General features: G+C 64.1%; 15 protein-coding genes. 10 read left to right on the top strand and 5 right to left on the bottom strand.

Annotation, left to right across the window (positions count from 1 at the left end):
• Positions 1 to 74: 74 nt before the first annotated feature.
• From OCL88_RS16150 to kynA, 3 genes are all read right to left on the bottom strand, one after another.
• On the bottom strand, positions 75 to 929 hold the full coding sequence (locus OCL88_RS16150) for a PaaX family transcriptional regulator C-terminal domain-containing protein (protein WP_193591383.1): 855 nt from the start codon (positions 927 to 929) through the stop codon (positions 75 to 77).
• Positions 926 to 2,164, bottom strand: coding sequence for a kynureninase (locus OCL88_RS16155; RefSeq protein ID WP_264963149.1), 1,239 nt, complete (start codon positions 2,162 to 2,164; stop codon positions 926 to 928). Before OCL88_RS16155 ends, OCL88_RS16150 begins: the two co-directional genes overlap by 4 nt.
• A gap of 81 nt (positions 2,165 to 2,245) precedes the next feature.
• Positions 2,246 to 3,142, bottom strand: a complete 897-nt coding sequence (gene kynA, locus OCL88_RS16160; RefSeq protein ID WP_264963150.1) for a tryptophan 2,3-dioxygenase — start codon at positions 3,140 to 3,142, stop codon at positions 2,246 to 2,248.
• Between the two features lie 109 nt (positions 3,143 to 3,251).
• Here kynA and OCL88_RS16165 point away from each other — a divergent pair, with 109 nt between their 5' ends.
• The 6 genes from OCL88_RS16165 to OCL88_RS16190 all read left to right on the top strand — a co-directional run bounded on the left by OCL88_RS16165 (position 3,252) and on the right by OCL88_RS16190 (position 7,994).
• Positions 3,252 to 3,761 (top strand): HAD domain-containing protein, encoded by a 510-nt coding sequence (locus tag OCL88_RS16165; protein ID WP_264963151.1) that lies wholly within the window; start codon positions 3,252 to 3,254, stop codon positions 3,759 to 3,761.
• Positions 3,762 to 3,937: 176 nt separating this feature from the next.
• Positions 3,938 to 5,140: an inorganic phosphate transporter gene (locus OCL88_RS16170; protein WP_021470380.1), complete on the top strand. Its 1,203-nt coding sequence runs from the start codon at positions 3,938 to 3,940 to the stop codon at positions 5,138 to 5,140.
• Complete coding sequence (locus OCL88_RS16175; RefSeq protein WP_021470381.1) at positions 5,137 to 5,358, top strand: hypothetical protein; 222 nt, start codon at positions 5,137 to 5,139, stop codon at positions 5,356 to 5,358. The genes OCL88_RS16170 and OCL88_RS16175 overlap by 4 nt, the downstream gene beginning before the upstream one ends.
• A 92-nt stretch (positions 5,359 to 5,450) precedes the next feature.
• Positions 5,451 to 6,494 carry a hypothetical protein gene (locus OCL88_RS16180; protein WP_264963152.1) on the top strand — a complete coding sequence of 348 codons (1,044 nt, stop codon included), beginning with the start codon at positions 5,451 to 5,453 and terminating at the stop codon, positions 6,492 to 6,494.
• A complete protein-coding gene (locus OCL88_RS16185) occupies positions 6,491 to 7,396 on the top strand; it encodes a hypothetical protein (RefSeq protein ID WP_264963153.1) in 906 nt (301 codons plus the stop codon). Before OCL88_RS16180 ends, OCL88_RS16185 begins: the two co-directional genes overlap by 4 nt.
• A 31-nt stretch (positions 7,397 to 7,427) precedes the next feature.
• Positions 7,428 to 7,994 carry a dihydrofolate reductase family protein gene (locus tag OCL88_RS16190; RefSeq protein WP_166184229.1) on the top strand — a complete coding sequence of 189 codons (567 nt, stop codon included), beginning with the start codon at positions 7,428 to 7,430 and terminating at the stop codon, positions 7,992 to 7,994.
• A 43-nt stretch (positions 7,995 to 8,037) separates the two neighbouring features.
• Here OCL88_RS16190 and OCL88_RS16195 read toward each other — a convergent pair whose 3' ends face one another.
• Entirely contained in the window at positions 8,038 to 8,502 is a 465-nt protein-coding gene (locus OCL88_RS16195; RefSeq protein WP_264963154.1) for a hotdog fold thioesterase, read from the bottom strand.
• 157 nt (positions 8,503 to 8,659) lie between these two features.
• Between OCL88_RS16195 and polA the strand changes: the two genes are divergently transcribed.
• The 3 genes from polA (at position 8,660) to rpsA (ending at position 14,361) form a co-directional block, all read left to right on the top strand.
• A complete protein-coding gene (gene polA, locus OCL88_RS16200; RefSeq protein WP_264963171.1) occupies positions 8,660 to 11,296 on the top strand; it encodes a DNA polymerase I in 2,637 nt (878 codons plus the stop codon).
• Between the two features lie 83 nt (positions 11,297 to 11,379).
• A complete protein-coding gene (locus OCL88_RS16205) occupies positions 11,380 to 12,690 on the top strand; it encodes a GNAT family N-acetyltransferase (protein ID WP_264963155.1) in 1,311 nt (436 codons plus the stop codon).
• 195 nt (positions 12,691 to 12,885) lie between these two features.
• Positions 12,886 to 14,361 carry a 30S ribosomal protein S1 gene (gene rpsA, locus OCL88_RS16210; RefSeq protein WP_264963156.1) on the top strand — a complete coding sequence of 492 codons (1,476 nt, stop codon included), beginning with the start codon at positions 12,886 to 12,888 and terminating at the stop codon, positions 14,359 to 14,361.
• Positions 14,362 to 14,502: 141 nt separating this feature from the next.
• On the opposite strand, the gene OCL88_RS16215 is transcribed toward rpsA, so the two are convergent.
• Positions 14,503 to 15,192 (bottom strand): IMPACT family protein, encoded by a 690-nt coding sequence (locus OCL88_RS16215; protein ID WP_264963157.1) that lies wholly within the window; start codon positions 15,190 to 15,192, stop codon positions 14,503 to 14,505.
• 22 nt (positions 15,193 to 15,214) lie between these two features.
• On the opposite strand from OCL88_RS16215, the gene coaE reads away from it, so the two are divergent.
• A complete protein-coding gene (gene coaE / locus OCL88_RS16220; RefSeq protein ID WP_264963158.1) occupies positions 15,215 to 16,447 on the top strand; it encodes a dephospho-CoA kinase in 1,233 nt (410 codons plus the stop codon).
• Positions 16,448 to 16,495: the final 48 nt, after the last annotated feature.

The following is a 16,495-nucleotide window of genomic DNA, read 5'->3' on the forward strand; positions in this document are numbered from 1 at the left end:
CCGATGGGGCGGGGGGGGGGGGAGCCGGGGGGGGGCCCCCGCGGTGGGGCACCGCCAACGCGGCATGACTCTGGTCACGTAACGCTGACACCCACGAGGTTACCGACGAATTCGGCACTCGGCACGGCGTAGAGCTCCACAATCTTGGAGAACAGCCCGGCGGCATCGATCCCCGGCCAATCATCGGGCAGGAAAGAGGCGGGCAATCCGGGATCCAGGTACGGGATGATCCGCCAACGGTCGATGCTCCTGACATAGGTGGCGAAGGCCTCCGCCGAAGGCCCGGCGCCCGCCGTGCCGTTGGGTGAGTCGACCGCGGAGGAATGCTCCCTGATGAAATCGCGGTGCAACTGTGCCAGTGCGTCCAGGTCCCACCACTTCGCGGCAGTTTCTTTCAGCCCTCCTCCCGGCAAGGGAGGCTGCGTCACGAAGATCGTGGCCATGCTGCGCAGTTGAAGATCAGCCAGGATTTCTTCCACTTCACCGCGCAGCGTGTCCGGACAAATCCAGAGTCCCGCTGCAACTGTCCCGCACCCTATCCAATACAGCCTGCGGCGGAGTTGATGGCGCTTGTCCCGTTCAGTTTCGGGTATCGAGAAGGACACCAGGCACCAAGGATCGGTCGGGGCCATGGTCCGGGGCGTGAAGATCCTCCTGTCGCCCCGGGCCAGCATGGACGCGGCACCCGGAGTGAGGGTGAATCCCGCCAGGCCGGAGCGGGTGTCCGGAACCAAGACATCTTTTTTCCGGAGGCGCCCGAGGGCCGTCCGGGTGACCGTCCCTGACGTACCCAACGCTTCCATCAAGGCAACGATGTCCTTGGTGGCCATCCAACCGCCCGCCTCGCGCATGTACAAGCCGACGACGGTCCGCAGCAGTGACGTAGTACTCCCGGGACGGGAGTCCATATCGTCAAGGACAGCGCTCACTGCAGTTCCAGGAGGACATCACGGATTGCCGTGATTCCAAGCTCCACTTCCGCGTAGCTGGTGCTCAACGGCGAGAGCCCGATCCGCAGGCCGTGCGGCGGGCGGAAATCGGGGATCACCCCGCGTTCCCAGAGCTTCGCAGTGACGTCCGCAAAGAGTGGATGGTCCACCGTCACGTTCGAACCACGCTCGGCAGGGTCCCGGGGGCTGGCGATGGCAACGCCCAGGGGCACCAGCATTTCATCGGCGAGGTTCATGGCATGTTCGGTGAGCTTAATGGACTTCTCCCGGACAGCATCCATGCCTACGGAGGCGATGAGCTCCACCATGTCCTTGAGGGGCTGTATGGCAAGTACCGGGGGAGTGCCTGTGATGAAGCGGCGGATGCCCTGTGCAGGCTGGTAGGCGTCAGTCATGCCGAAGGGATCGGCAGCCCCCATCCACCCCCAGATCGGTTGCTGGAGGATGTCCTGGCAGGCGCTATTTACATAGGCGAACGCAGGAGAACCCGGACCGCCGTTGAGGTACTTGTACGTGCAGCCCACGGCGAGGTCGACGTCCCAGGCGTCCAGTTCCATGGGCACCGAACCCACTGAATGGCACAGGTCCCACAGCATGAGGGCCCCGGCATCGTGCACTTTGGCCGTGATCGCCTTGACGTCTGCAAGGAACCCGGAGCGGTAGGCCACATGGCTCAAAACCACGACGGCGGTCCGCTCGCCCAGCAGCCCATCGAGGTCGTGCGGACGAACCCCCGCGGCCGGGTTCGCGGCAATCCACCTGATGCTGGCGCCGCGTTCCTTAGCGATACCTTCGATGATGAAACGGTCGGTGGGAAAGTTATCCCGGTCAATGATGATTTCGTCCCTGCCTGGCTGTGAATCAACAGCGGCGCGAATCAGCTTGTACAGCATCACCGACGTCGAGTCCCCAACAGTTACCTGTCCAGCGGCGGCACCCAGTGTCACCTCGCCGATGCGGTCGCCCACCCGCGTTGGTTCGTCCATCCACTGCTCGTCCCAGCCGCGGATCAGCCGGCTGCCCCACGCGTCCTGCACGAACGACTGCAGCGATGCCACTGTGACGTCCAGTGGCCTGCCCAGCGAGTTTCCGTCCAGGTACGCGGTGAGTTGGCCGTCGTCGGGCGTGTAGAAAGCGGCCCGCTGTGCGGCGAGCGGATCAGCGGCGTCCAGTTGCGCCGAGGTGGGCCGAAGGGTTTGGCGTGCGGTGGTCATGGGTTCTCCTGCGGAGGTGGGTAGGGGGCTGCGCGTAGGAAGGCTGTGGCGTCCGGAAATAGAGCCGCTGTCAGGAACGGTTCAACTGCCGATCTCCGTCCGGACGGCATAAAGCTCCGGGAAGAACGTCAGGTCCAGTGCTCGTTTGAGGAAGTCGACCCCTGACGATCCACCGGTACCCACCTTGAAGCCGATGGTCCGCTGCACGGTGCGGAGGTGACGGAATCGCCACGCCTGGAAGTTGTCCTCCACGTCCACCAGGTCCTCGCAGGCTTCATACAAACCCCAGGGGGTGTCATCGGATTCATAGATCGTTTGGAACACCGGCACCAGTTCTTTGTGGAAGACCCACGGTTCCGAGGTGTCCCGGTGCAGTACTTCGGCAGGGATGTCGTAGCCGGCGCGGGCAAGGACAGCCAGGAAGGAGTCGTAAAGGGTGGGCTCGGACAAGAGCGTACTCAGCAGCGCGTGGGCTTCGGGGTCGCTTTCGAAAACCCGCAGCATGCCGCGGTTCTTGTTGCCCAGCAGGAATTCCACGCCGCGGTATTGGTAGGACTGGAAACCGGAGGAGTTGCCCAGGAAACCACGGAATTGCGCGTATTCCCGGGGCGTCAGTGTCCCCAGTACAGACCATTGTTCGGTCATGGTCCGTTGGATCGCCTTGACCCGGGCGATGCACTTCAAGGCCTTGCCGAGGTTGTCCTGGTCGAACAAGCGGCGCGCTTCAAGGAGTTCGTGAAGAATCAGCTTGAGCCACAGCTCGCTGGTCTGGTGCTGGATGATGAACAGCAGTTCGTCGTGGTGTTCGGGCTTGCTCACCGGATGCTGGGAGCTGAGCAGCCGGTCCAGGTCCAGGTAGCTGCCGTAGGACATGGCGTGCCGGAAATCGGTATGGACGGTGTCCTCGATGGGACGTATGTTCCGTGAACCGGGGGATTCGGAAGCAGGGGCGGCCGGTTGCGCGGCGGGGTTTTCCATGCATCCAGAATATCATTGCTTTGACGAGCGTCAAGGAAATGATTTGCGCCGGCCTTGCTGCCGGCTGTGCCGTAGGCTGACCTTAACCTTTGGGGAAGGGAGAACGCGGATGGCATCATCCGTCAGGCCGGTATCCATCTATTTGGACGTCGACGGCGTGGTGAACCCGTTCAGCCCTGTCGGCACCACCGACTGGGGCGGTGACTGGTGCATCGCGGACGCCGGCATCCTGGAGGTCGCCTTCGCGCCGGAAGTCGTAGAGGCCCTGAACGACCTGACCGCCCACCCGGCCGCGCGCTTCGTGTGGCTCACCACGTGGGAGCGGCTTGCCCCGGAGTTCCTGTGCCCGGCCATAGGTTTGAAGGGGCAGGACTGGCCCGTGCTGTCCAGCCAAGGCTGGGACGAAGGTCCCGAATGGTGGAAGCTCACTGCCCTGCAGAAGGATCTCGCGTCTTCGGGCTCGGACCGGTTCGCGTGGCTTGACGATCAACTGGGCCGCGACGCGGACGCACAGTCCTGGGCCGACTACCAGGAAGACCGCGTGTTGTGCATCTCACCGGATCCCCGCCAGGGCCTGTCGCGCAGCCACCTTGCTGCCGTCAGGGCCTTCCTGGGCTGATCACGCCGGGGCGCACGTTTGGCCGGAGGGTGGCTGGCACGTAGGATTCTTAAGGTTTCAGCCCGCACAATGAAGCCGGCAAGTCCAGCCAGTTGAACAGCTGCTGAATTATGCTGTGCTTGGCAGGTATGGGGAAGTGAAACTGCTGAACGTCGACTCTGCAGATTGGGCAACAGGTGGAAATCACCTTCATGGTCGCGCTTGTCATAGCGTTGGCCCTCTTCTTTGACTTCACCAACGGGTTTCACGACACAGCCAATGCGATGGCAACTCCCATTGCTACGGGGGCGATCAAACCCAAGACTGCGGTAGCGCTGGCCGCCGTGCTGAACCTGGTGGGCGCGTTCCTCTCCACGGAGGTGGCCAAGACCATTTCCGGGGGCCTGATCCGGGAAGGCGCCGACGGTATCCATATCACTCCGGACATCATCTTTGCCGGACTCATGGGCGCCGTCCTCTGGAACATGATCACCTGGCTCAAGGGCCTTCCATCAAGTTCCTCGCACGCCCTGTTCGGCGGCTTGATCGGTGCGGCAGTGGCGGGTATCGGCCTGCACTCCATCAACTTCGAAACAGTGCTTTTGAAGGTGATCCTTCCCGCCCTCTTCGCTCCGCTGATCGCAGGAGCCGTGGCCTACATCTGTACCCGGCTCGCCTACGCGCTGACCTCGCGGCACGATCCCGAGACCGGGGACAAGCTGACCCAGAAGCGTGGGGGCTTCAGGACCGGCCAGATCTTCACGTCGAGCCTCGTGGCGTTGGCCCACGGAACCAACGACGCACAGAAGACCATGGGCATCATCACCCTCGTACTCATCGCAGCCGGCACCCAAACTCCGGGCTCCGGGCCACAGTTCTGGGTCATCGCTGCCTGTGCGTTCGCCATTGCCATTGGTACGTACGCCGGCGGTTGGCGCATCATCCGCACCATGGGTTCGGGGCTGACGGAAGTAAAGCCCGCCCAGGGATTCTCGGCCGAAACCAGTACCGCGACGGCCATCCTTGCCTCCTCGCACCTCGGCTTCGCACTCTCCACCACGCAGGTGGCCTCCGGCTCCGTCATCGGCTCCGGCCTGGGACGCAAAGGCACCTCGGTCCGTTGGGGTACCGCTGGCAAGATCGCCTTGGGCTGGCTCTTCACTTTGCCGGCATCCGCGATCGTCGGCGGGCTGACGGCGCTTCTGGTCAATACCGGCGTCGTTGGCCTGGTCATTGCAGCCGTCGTAGGCACCGCCGCCATTCTCTTCATGTTCGTGGTCTCCCGCAGGGAGCACGTCGGCCACCACAACGCCGTCGAGGTGGATGAAGCCGGCCACGCGGTTGTGTTCCGCAAGAAGAAAAAGTCCAAGTCCAACAAGAACAAAGGTGCACAGCGATGAAGTGGTTGGAATTGCTGCTGGTTGCCGGGGTGACACTCGTGTCCGCGGTGACGGTCGTGGTCCTCTACTCGCTGGGTGTCCGGCTGACCGCGATAGCAGGCGACGTACAGCAGAAGTCGCCGGCACTCTTCAAGAGCCTTGCCTACGTATGCTTCGGCATCTGCGGGCTGGCTGTACTATTCGGGATCTACCTGATCGTTCCGTACTTCGGAAAGTAGCCCCCTCTCTGGCAGTAAAGCCCATTCGGGAGAATAATCGGCAGTGAAATTACATCACTGCACCCTGGTGATCCGGCAGATGCGGGGCTGTCATGAAGAGCCGATCCCTAAGCCACCTCATCGGACTGGCGTTGGCGCCGGTCCTGATGCTGGGCCTTTCTGCCTGCCTTCCCCCCGGCTCCGACTTCAACAGCCCCTCACCCAACCCGGCGCCGGAACCAACGTCTGCTGCGGCAACCGCCCAGCCTCCCGCCGTCGAACCTACAGCGGCCCAGCCCGCCGGCCCGGCCGGTCCCGCAGCACCGCAAGCTGAGGCGCCGGTGGTCCGCTGGGTGCCGGTCGGACCGGTCGGGCCCAATGACCCGACGGCGGGACAGCGCTACCTGCTGCTGCAGCAGTTCCAGTGCGACGCCCTGGCTGAAAGCGTCAGGCCGGACAGCGTCCAGGGGGCGGCAGACGTGACTGTCTGGCAAGCGGCAGCGGCCGTATGCCGCGCCGTGCAGAGCGGTTCCGAGCAGGATTGGCTTCAAGCGTCAGTGGCGGTCGCCGCGACTCCGCGCATCCCACAGACGCAGTGCCTGGAGTCCACGGTTGCAGCAACATCCGCCGCAGTCATTGCGCAGCACCGGGCCAGCCCCGGCCTGCCCATCAAGGCCACCTCGCCTCCCGGCGAGGCGTGCCCGCGCCACCTTAGCGGCCTGACGGTAGTGAATGAGGACCTGACGGCGGTGCCGGGCCAACTCCGGGCCTCCGGACCGCGTTCGGGCGGCACAATCGTGCGGCTGGACGGCTACTACGTCCGCGTAGGCGACATCCTCTTTGACGGAGAACCCGCCTTCCCGGAAATTGTGTCCGGTGGAGGCGACTACCAGACGATGTACCTCAGGATTCCTCCGGCCAACGGGCGGGACACCCTCCGGATTTCCATCACTGACACCGTGGATATCAGCGGAACGGTGACCTTCTACTATGAGGACACCGCGCCCTCGTCACCTCCGCCTGCCACCGGGCCAAGCCAAACGCCGTCGCCCCAACCGGGTGGGACGCAACCGGGCGGAACACAGCCCGGTGGCACACAACCGGCCCCTTTGCCCAGTACCGCTCCCAGTGAAGCGTCACCCACGGCGTTGCCGTGAGCGGACAATCGGCGGCAGAAGCTCCGGAGGAGGACGAGCGCAGCCTCATCAACACCCGGTGGCAGCGGACCTTGGACGTTTTGTCCGTGATTGGTCCGCCCTTGACGGTGGCCACGGCACTGTTGGTCTATTTCGGCTGGGCACGTACCGACGCGCAGGCAAAGGCAATGGGCCTCGACGTCAGCCTCTTTGGCTACACCGTGCAGGATTTCATTCTTCGGAGCATCCAGTCGCTCTTCCAGCCCTTGGCGTGGCTCGCGGTGATCGGCTTGCTGTGGCTGATGCTGGACCGGGCTGTTTCGCGGCTTCTGGACGCCTCAAGGCACAGGACGCTGTTGCACCGCACAGCACTGGTGGTCCTGGTGCTGGGATTCGCGTTTGCTGCCGTGATGTGGGTGGTCGTCGTTACCCAGCCGGGCCGGACTTTGCTGTACGTGCCCTTCCTGATTGCTGCAGGCCTGATAGTCGGCGCCTGGGGCCTGAGCGTCCGACGGCGGGCAGCGGCCCCTGCCGTCCGCACGCTGCGGGTCACGCCGCGCGCCTTGGAACGGTCCCTCGTTTTTGTCCTGGTCACCCTCCTGCTGTTCTGGGGTACCTCCGACTACGCCCAGGCACTGGGCCGCGGCGCCGCTGTCGACTACCAGGAGCGCTCCGGGCTTTTGCCCACCGCAGTGGTCTACAGCAAAGAGCGCCTGGGCGTCACCGCGCCCAACGTCCGCGAGGAGTCAGCGGGAACGGATGCGGCTCCGCTGTACCGCTATTCCGGCTTGCGGCTGCTGGTAGTCAGCGGCGGGCGGATCTTCCTGCTCAACGATCGGTGGACCCTGGCCCAAGGCCGCGTGGTGGTGCTGAGGGACGACGGGAGCGTGCGGTTGGAATACGGCAACGCAGGCGCGGACTGAATTGTCGGTGGCTTTTGGCTAGTCTGGGGCCATGTCGATCTTCCAGTACTACGTGGCGTCCACCATTGACGGCTTCATCGCTTCCCCGGATGACGATCTGGGCTGGTTGCTCCAATTCGACAAGGTGGAAGGGGTCAGCGGAAGCTATGAGTCCTTCTTCTCCGGCGTCGGGTGCATTGCGATGGGCGGGGACACCTACCGATGGCTCATGGCGCACGAGGCCGGAAAATGGCCTTACCCGAACATCCCGTGCTGGGTTTTTACCCATCACGAGTACTCCGCCCCCGCAGGCGCCGACGTGACATTCGTCCGAGGCGACGTCCGCGAGTTCGCCCCGGACCTGCTGGCCGATGCCGGGGACAAGAACGTCTGGCTGGTCGGCGGCGGGGACCTCGTAGCCCAATTCGCCAACGCGGGGCTGCTGGACGAGATGATCGTCACGATCATTCCGGTGGTGCTGGGAGCGGGTAAGCGGCTGCTGCCGCTCAACGGCCCGACGGCGCCGCTGGAGTTGGTCTCATCGAAGATCCTTGGCGGGGCCGCGGCCGAACTGCACTACAAGATGCCGGAAAAGAGGATGCCGGAAAAGCGCGGCTGACGCCTTGCCGGCACCTTGCGCGCCGGCTCCGCCCGACAAGCGGTCAGTGACGGTTATCGCGGATCATGTTCGTGATCCGCGCGGTGGAGAGCCTCCGACCCTGCTCGTCAGTGATCACGATCTCGTGCGTTGCCAGCGTGCCGCCAAGGTGGATTGCCGTGCAGGTTCCCGTGACCGTCCCGGCAGCAATGGAGCGGTGATGGGTTGCGCTGAGCTCAATGCCCACTGCATGGCGGCCTGGACCTGCGTGAACGGATGCCGCGAAGGAACCCAGGGTCTCGGCGAGGACTGCGTGCGCCCCGCCATGGAGGATTCCGGCTACCTGGGTGTTGCCCTCCACCGGCATGGTGGCAACGCTGCGTTCGGCGCCCAGTTCGCTGAAGCGGATGCCCATTTTGACCACCAGTGCGCCCACGCCGCCGGCCGATAGCCACTCGTGGAATTCTTCCGGTACGCCTGCTTGCCTGAGCTCATCCACAACCTGGTTCGGCGTGAAATTGTCCATCATGCCAACTAGGCTGGCACCTGTGAGTGAAACAACCAAACCGGACCAGGTTCCAACGGCCCAAGCTTCTGCCATCGCCACGGCAGCCCCCTCTTCCGAATCCCGAGCGAACATCACGGGGGAGGAGCGGCCCAGGCTGCTGGTCCTGGATGGCCACTCCATGGCCTTCCGCGCCTTCTACGCGCTCCCTGCGGAGAACTTCTCCACCGCCCGGGGGCAGCACACCAACGCAGTCCACGGATTCACGTCCATGCTGATCAACCTCATCAAGGACCAGAAGCCCACGCACGTGGCCGTGGCGTTCGATGTCTCCGACGACACCACGTTCCGGAAGGCCGAATACAGCGAATACAAGGGTGGACGCAACGCCACACCGCCCGAATTCCAGGGCCAGATCGGCCTCATCGCCCGGGTGATGGAAGCGTGGGGGATCAAGACCATAGCCCTGCCCGGCTATGAAGCCGACGACATCCTTGCCACCCTCGCCGCCCAGGCCGACACCGAGGGCTTCGAGGTGCTCCTGGTCTCCGGAGACCGGGATTCTTTCCAGTTGATCAATGACAACGTCTTCGTGCTTTATCCCAAGCAGGGCGTCAGCAACATTCCCAAACTCGATGCTGCAGCCATCGAGGAAAAGTACTTCGTCAAACCGGCTTTCTACTCTGACCTCGCCGCGCTGGTGGGCGAATCCGCGGACAACCTTCCGGGCGTGCCCGGCGTCGGCCCCAAGACGGCGGCAAAATGGATCAACCTCTACGGCGGCCTGGAGGGAATCCTCGAGAACCTCGATTCCATCGGCGGCAAGGTAGGCGGCGCCCTCAAGGAGAACGTCGAGAACGTCAAGCGCAACCGCAGGCTCAACCAGTTGCTGACGGATCTGGAACTGCCCGTATCACTGGCGGACCTCCATGAGCCGCGCCCGGACCGGCAAGCCATTGAAGAGCTGTTCGAGGAACTCGAGTTCCGCACGCTCCGCACCCGCCTTTTCGACCTCTACGGCGATGACACCGCAGGTGCAGCGCCGGACACCATCGAGGCTCCCGAGTTCACGACGCTCACCGACGCGGCCGCTTTGGAAGAGTTCCTTGCGGCCGGTTCGGGTGTCCGCTCCGCCCTCGCAATCCAGCAGGTTCCGGGCCGCATCGGCGAGGACGCTGCCGCCCTGGCGGTAGTCCGCAACAACGGTGCTGCCTTCATCGAGCTGACGTCCTTGGACGCCGCCGCCGAATCAGTACTTGCTACGTGGCTGCAGGACCCTGAGGAAGCCAAGGTGGTTCACGAGTTCAAAGCCGCGCTGAAAGCACTGCACAACAGGGGCCTGGGACTCGAGGGAGTGGTGGATGACACCTCCATCTCCGGCTACCTCATCCAGCCGGACCGCCGCAGCTACGATCTCGCCGAGCTGGCCCAGGTCCACCTGAAGATCACCCTCGGCCCCGCGGCTGCGCCTTCCGGCCAACTGGAGCTGGACCTCGCCGGAGACCAGGCTGCCGCCGCAGGGCTGGTCCAGCATGCCGCCGTCGTGCATGCCCTCAGCAAGCACTTCGAGAAGGAACTTGCCGAGCGGAAGGCCGATGCCCTCCTGACCACGCTGGAACTTCCCGTGGCCCGCGTCCTGGCGCAGATGGAGCTCACCGGCATCTACGTCTCCATGGACCGGATGAATGAGCAGCTCGCCGATCTCACCAAGGTGATCGAGAACGCCCAGGAACAGGCCTTCGCGGCGATCGGACATGAAGTCAACCTTGGTTCGCCCAAGCAGCTGCAAACAGTCCTGTTCGAGGAACTCGGGCTGCCCAAGACCAAGAAGATCAAGTCGGGGTACACCACCGATGCCGCTTCACTGAAGGCCCTGTTGGAGAAGACCGGGCACGAATTCCTGGTCCAGCTTATGGCGCACCGTGAATCGTCCAAGCTCGCCCAGATGGTGGAGACGCTGAAGAAGTCCGTGGCGGAAGATGGCAGGATCCACACCACCTATGCCCAGAACATCGCAGCAACGGGCCGCATCTCCTCCAACAACCCCAATCTGCAGAACATCCCTGTCCGCAGCGAAGAAGGCCGGCGCGTGCGCAGCATCTTCGTTGTCAGCGACGGCTACGAATGCCTGCTGTCCGCCGACTACTCCCAGATCGAGATGCGCATCATGGCGCACTTGTCCGGGGACGAAGCTTTGATCCAGGCGTACCGGGACGGCGAGGACCTGCACCGCTTTGTCGGTTCACGAATCTTCAACGTGGCTCCTGCGGAAGTCACAAGTGCCATGCGTTCCAAGGTCAAGGCGATGTCCTACGGGCTTGCGTACGGACTCACTTCCTTTGGCTTGTCCAAGCAGCTGGAGATTTCCGTGGACGAGGCCCGGACCCTTATGAAGGACTACTTTGACCGCTTCGGCGGTGTCCGCGATTACCTGAGGGGCGTTGTGGACCAAGCCCGCGTGGACGGCTACACGGCAACCATCGAGGGGCGGCGGCGCTACCTTCCGGACCTGACAAGCACCAACCGTCAGGCCCGCGAAGCGGCCGAACGCATTGCCTTGAACTCTCCCATCCAGGGGTCCGCAGCAGACATCATCAAGCGGGCAATGCTCGGCGTGGCCGCGGAACTCGCCGGCCAGGGCCTGAAGTCGCGCATGCTGCTGCAGGTTCATGACGAACTTGTGCTCGAAGTTGCCCCCGGCGAACGGGAAACCGTAGAGAAGCTCGTAGCCGAGCAGATGGGCGCGGCGGCGGATCTGTCTGTTCCCCTCGATGTCCAGATCGGCATCGGCGCCAGCTGGTACGAGGCAGGCCACTAACCCCGTCCCACCAAGGGGTCCGTCCAAGGGGCGCGCCGCCGGAAGGCTGGCGCGCCCCTTCGGCTCTGGCTAGGCTCGGGTGCGTGGCTGATCCCAAGGAAGAAAAACCAGGAAAATACACCGTCCACCAATTCGCTGCCGCCACGCAGGGCAGCCCCGATTTCGACCGTAGCGCCGCATGGGTGCAGGCGGTCTCCCACGGGTTCCACCAGAACCGGCGGGACGAAGACTACATCCGGAAGACGCTGGCAGCCTACGAGGCGGATCAGCGCACCCTGACAGGCGTTTACGTCAACGGCGACGTGCCCCCGCATTCCCTCGCCGCAGACGTCCCTGTTGCCACCTACGCCACCATGCGGAAGCCACTGAACATCGGCTTTGGCAAACAACTGGAGGCAAGCCTTGTAACGGCCGTCACCGTCCGGGGAACCCACCGGCGCCAAGGCATCCTCCGCGGAATGATCACCGCGGACCTGGAAGCTGCAAAAGACGACGGCATCGCGATCGCGGCGCTGACCGCTTCCGAAGGCAGCATCTACGGACGCTTCGGTTTCGGCGTGGCCACCTACGAGCGGAACATCACGGTGGATGCCGGCGCCCGCTTCCGGCTTCGGGGCAGCATGACGGGGACGGTGGAGGTTGCCGATCCTGCTGTCCTGCTGGAGCTTGCTCCGCAAATATTCGACCGTGTGCAGCGTGCCACGCCGGGGTCCATCGGGCGCCAGAAGTACTACCGCCTCCTGGCGTCGGGCTCCATCGGGCATGACGGCAAACCCGACACTGCTGTGCGGAGTGCCCTCCACTACGGTGCCGACGGCGCTCCTGACGGCTACGTCTCCTACCGGTTCAAGGGCTGGGACACCAAGCCCTACACCATGGAAATCGTGGATCTCGTCGCCGGCAGTGACGCAGCCTACCTCGACCTGTGGCGCTTCCTGGGGAGCATCGACCTTGTTGATGTGCTGACGTGGGCGGAAGCACCGGTCCATGATCCTTTGGCATGGGCCATGGAGGATCCCCGCTGCCTGGTGGACTCCGATGTCCGTGACATGCTGTGGCTGCGCATCCTGGACGTGCCCGCCGCGTTGTCGGCGCGGCAGTACGCAGCTGCGGACAAGCTCGTCCTGCGGATCGCGGATGCACTCGGACATGCGCACGGCACCTGGGAGCTTGATTCCGACGGCGGACCGGTGGCGGCCGTCCGCAAGGTCACCGCACGTGAGGCGGACCTCGAACTGGACGTGGCCGACCTGGCTTCGATCTACCTCGGCGCCGTTTCACCTGTCACGTTGGCTGCGGCCGGCCGCGTCAAGGAACTGAGCCCCAAGGCAGCTTTCCGGGCCCAGCAGTTGTTCGCGGTTGAACGGCCGGCGCACTGCCTGACGCACTTCTAGGGGGAGCGCACCCGTCCTTTTGACCCTGCTTTGCAGAATCAACTACAATAAACGGGCGTGTACTACGTGCGCGCAGCCATTTTGTAACAATCCACAAATCAGGATGACCCGGCACTTTGCCGTGTTCTGCCGTCCGGAGCCGGGCGGCAGCGGTTTGCCTGACCGACATACTATCCACAACGGAGCCCCTACTACATGACCATCACCTCCACCGAGAAGCCCGGTGCCCCCGTCGTCGCGATCAACGACATCGGCACCGCTGAGGACTTCCTCGCAGCAGTCGACGCCACCATCAAGTACTTCAACGACGGAGACCTCGTCGAAGGTACTGTCGTCAAGGTCGACCGCGACGAAGTCCTGCTCGACATCGGTTACAAGACCGAAGGTGTCATCCCTTCCCGCGAGCTTTCCATCAAGCACGACGTTGACCCCGGCGAAGTTGTCGCCGTTGGCGATCAGGTCGAAGCCCTGGTGCTCACCAAGGAAGACAAAGAAGGCCGTCTGATCCTCTCCAAGAAGCGCGCACAGTACGAGCGCGCCTGGGGCGACATCGAGAAGGTCAAGGAAGAAGACGGTGTCGTTACCGGTACCGTCATCGAGGTTGTCAAGGGTGGCCTCATCCTGGACATCGGACTGCGCGGCTTCCTGCCGGCATCCCTCGTCGAGATGCGTCGCGTCCGCGACCTCGCTCCGTACATCGGTCAGCAGATCGAAGCCAAGATCATCGAGCTGGACAAGAACCGCAACAACGTTGTTCTTTCCCGCCGTGCATGGCTCGAGCAGACCCAGTCCGAGGTCCGCTCCTCGTTCCTCAACAAGCTCGAAAAGGGCCAGGTTCGTCCGGGCGTCGTTTCCTCCATCGTCAACTTCGGTGCCTTCGTGGACCTTGGCGGCGTAGACGGCCTCGTCCACGTTTCCGAGCTCTCCTGGAAGCACATCGACCACCCGTCCGAGGTTGTCGAGGTTGGCCAGGAAGTCACCGTCGAGGTCCTCGAAGTGGATCTGGACCGCGAGCGTGTCTCCCTGTCGCTCAAGGCTACGCAGGAAGATCCGTGGCAGACCTTCGCCCGCACCCACGCCCTCGGCCAGGTTGTTCCGGGTAAGGTCACCAAGCTGGTTCCGTTCGGTGCGTTCGTTCGCGTCGAAGACGGCATCGAAGGCCTCGTGCACATCTCCGAGCTGGCTGTCCGCCACGTGGAGCTCGCCGAGCAGGTTGTCTCCGTTGGCGACGAACTGTTCGTCAAGGTCATCGACATCGACCTCGAGCGTCGCCGCATCTCCCTCTCCCTCAAGCAGGCTAACGAGGGCGTTGACGCTGACAGCACCGAGTTCGATCCCGCTCTGTACGGCATGGCCGCAGAGTACGACGAAGAGGGCAACTACAAGTACCCCGAGGGCTTCGACCCCGAGTCGAATGAATGGCTCGAGGGTTACGAAGCACAGCGCGCAGCCTGGGAGCAGCAGTACGCTGACGCCCAGACCCGCTGGGAAGCACACAAGAAGCAGGTTGCACAGCACGCTGCTGACGACGCCGCTGCTGCAACGTCCGGCGAGGGCGACTCCGGCGCTACCAGCTACTCCTCGGAGCCTGCTGCTGCAGAGTCCAACGCAGGCACCCTGGCTTCCGACGAGGCCCTCGCAGCACTGCGCGAGAAGCTCACCGGCAACTAATTCCGCCCGCCCTTCGGGGTTGAGCTGAATAGCCAAAGAAGGACCCCCACCGCATGCGGTGGGGGTCCTTTTGCGTCCGGACGGTAGGTGCGGCACAACGGCCTTTCCGCACCGGCGGGAGGCCGGCGGGCAGGCAGGAACCTAGCGGGGAACGTCAACCCATTCAGTTCCCTGCGGTTTGAGGACCGAGGCACCCGCCGTCAAGGCCGCCACCCGGGCTTGGGCTTCTTCCAGTAAGGCGGGCTCGTCAGGGAGGGCAACCCTGAGTACGGCCTGCCGGGCTTCGTACAGCGTTTCCGCCATGACGAAGCCCCCGCTGCGAAGTTCGTTTTCCAGCCGTCCCGCGTCTGAGTGCGGCACACCGATGTCACAAAGGCGCAGGCGTTTCCGTTCCACCAAGGGAGCAAGGTCCAGGGCTTTGGAAACCGATTCGGAATAGGCCCTGACCAAGCCGCCGGCTCCCAGCAGGATTCCACCGAAATAACGCACGACGACGGCACTGACGTCGCTCAGGTCGGCGACCCCGTCCGCCGTCTCGCGCTTGATGAGCGCCTCAAGCATGGGAATTCCGGCCGTGCCGGAGGGCTCACCGTCATCGGAGGACCGTTGGATCATACGGTCCGGGCCGATGACGAAGGCGGAGCAATGGTGCCGGGCATCGTGGAATTCCCGGCGGAGATCGGTCACCAGGGACCGGGCAGTGTCCTCATCCGGCGAACGGCGGAGCACTGTAATGAAACGGGAGCGGCGGATCTCGAGTTCGTGGCGGAAATCGGACCCGGCCGCCAGGGTTGTGTAGCTGGTTGCTCGGCTGTCGTCCTGGATTTCCACCGCTTCAGTCTAGTGTGGAGGGGTGCTGAAGATCGGGTTGACGGGCGGTATCGCCTCAGGGAAGTCGTTGGTGGCGTCGCGGTTGCGCGAATTGGGAGCAGTACTCATCGACGCCGATGTCCTCGCGCGGCAAGTGGTGGAACCCGGCACGCCCGGTCTGGCCCAGGTGGCCGAAGCCTTCGGTCCGGACGTGATCCGGAGCGACGGCACCCTTGACCGCCCCGCGCTGGGCGCGATTGTGTTCCAGGACCCGTCCAGGAGGGAGGTGCTTAACGGCATCATCCACCCCTTGGTCCGTGCTGCCGCAGCGGAGATGCTGGCCGGCGTGCCCCAGGGGGGCATCGTGGTGCAGGACATCCCCCTGCTTGTTGAGACCCGGCAGGGGAGTGCCTTCCACCTGGTCGTCGTGGTGGACGCGCCGGAGGACCTCAGGGTGCAGCGCATGGTCGATGACCGGGCGATGACCCCCGAGGACGCCCGCTCCCGGATGGCTGCGCAGGCCAGCCGTGATGATCGGCTGGCGGCTGCCGACGTCGTCCTCGACAACGCCGGCAGCCGGGAAGAGCTGCTCACCAAAGTCGATTCACTCTGGAACGAACGGCTCGTGCCCTTCGCCGCCCATCTCACCCAGGGGACACGTGCCCCCCGCACTGCCGGACCCGTCGTTGCAGCGCCTCAATCCGACTGGAGCGCGGCTGCGGCCCGCCTTATCGGCCGCATCACGGCAGCCGTACCGGATGCCCTTGCCGTCGACCACGTTGGATCCACCGCTGTACCCGGGCTGCCTGCGAAGGATGTCCTGGACCTGCAGCTTGCGGTGAAGGATCTGCAGACGGCAGACCGCATCGCACCGCTCCTTGCCGCCGTCGGATTTCCAGCCGTTCCAGGCGTTACAGGTGATACTCCCAAACCGTCCCATCCCGACCCCGCCGACTGGCAAAAGCGGTTCCACGCGAATGCCGACCCCGGACGGCCGGTCAACCTCCACGTCCGTGTCGCAGGCTCACCGGGGTGGCGCTACGCGCTCATGTTCCGCGACTGGCTCAGGGCGGATCCCGAGGGGCGCGCCCTTTACGAAGCCCACAAACTCAAGCTCGCTGACGAGTACGCCGGGGATTCAGGCACGGACGGGTACGCGGAAGCGAAGGAACCATGGTTCACTGACGTAGCCTGGCCCCTGATGGAGCAGTGGGCCACCCGGACCGGTTGGCTTCCGGAGACGTATTCCCACCAGCCTGCGCAGAGCTCAATGTGACGGTTCTCCCTTGGCTGAAGATGCCTATTCCGGACAGCGGGTGTCCGC

It is taken from the genome of Paenarthrobacter sp. PAE-2 (assembly GCF_026013155.1).
Lineage (GTDB): Bacteria > Actinomycetota > Actinomycetes > Actinomycetales > Micrococcaceae > Arthrobacter > Arthrobacter ureafaciens.

What these genes read in the sequence shown, in the direction of transcription:
- OCL88_RS16155 (WP_264963149.1), bottom strand. Translation starts at nt 2,164, where the DNA reads ATGACCACCGCACGCCAAACCCTTCGGCCCACCTCGGCGCAACTGGAC.
- kynA (WP_264963150.1), bottom strand. Translation starts at nt 3,142, where the DNA reads ATGGAAAACCCCGCCGCGCAACCGGCCGCCCCTGCTTCCGAATCCCCC.
- OCL88_RS16165 (WP_264963151.1), top strand. Translation starts at nt 3,252, where the DNA reads ATGGCATCATCCGTCAGGCCGGTATCCATCTATTTGGACGTCGACGGC.
- OCL88_RS16175 (WP_021470381.1), top strand. Translation starts at nt 5,137, where the DNA reads ATGAAGTGGTTGGAATTGCTGCTGGTTGCCGGGGTGACACTCGTGTCC.
- OCL88_RS16180 (WP_264963152.1), top strand. Translation starts at nt 5,451, where the DNA reads ATGAAGAGCCGATCCCTAAGCCACCTCATCGGACTGGCGTTGGCGCCG.
- OCL88_RS16190 (WP_166184229.1), top strand. Translation starts at nt 7,428, where the DNA reads ATGTCGATCTTCCAGTACTACGTGGCGTCCACCATTGACGGCTTCATC.
- OCL88_RS16195 (WP_264963154.1), bottom strand. Translation starts at nt 8,502, where the DNA reads ATGATGGACAATTTCACGCCGAACCAGGTTGTGGATGAGCTCAGGCAA.
- polA (WP_264963171.1), top strand. Translation starts at nt 8,660, where the DNA reads ATGGCCTTCCGCGCCTTCTACGCGCTCCCTGCGGAGAACTTCTCCACC.
- rpsA (WP_264963156.1), top strand. Translation starts at nt 12,886, where the DNA reads ATGACCATCACCTCCACCGAGAAGCCCGGTGCCCCCGTCGTCGCGATC.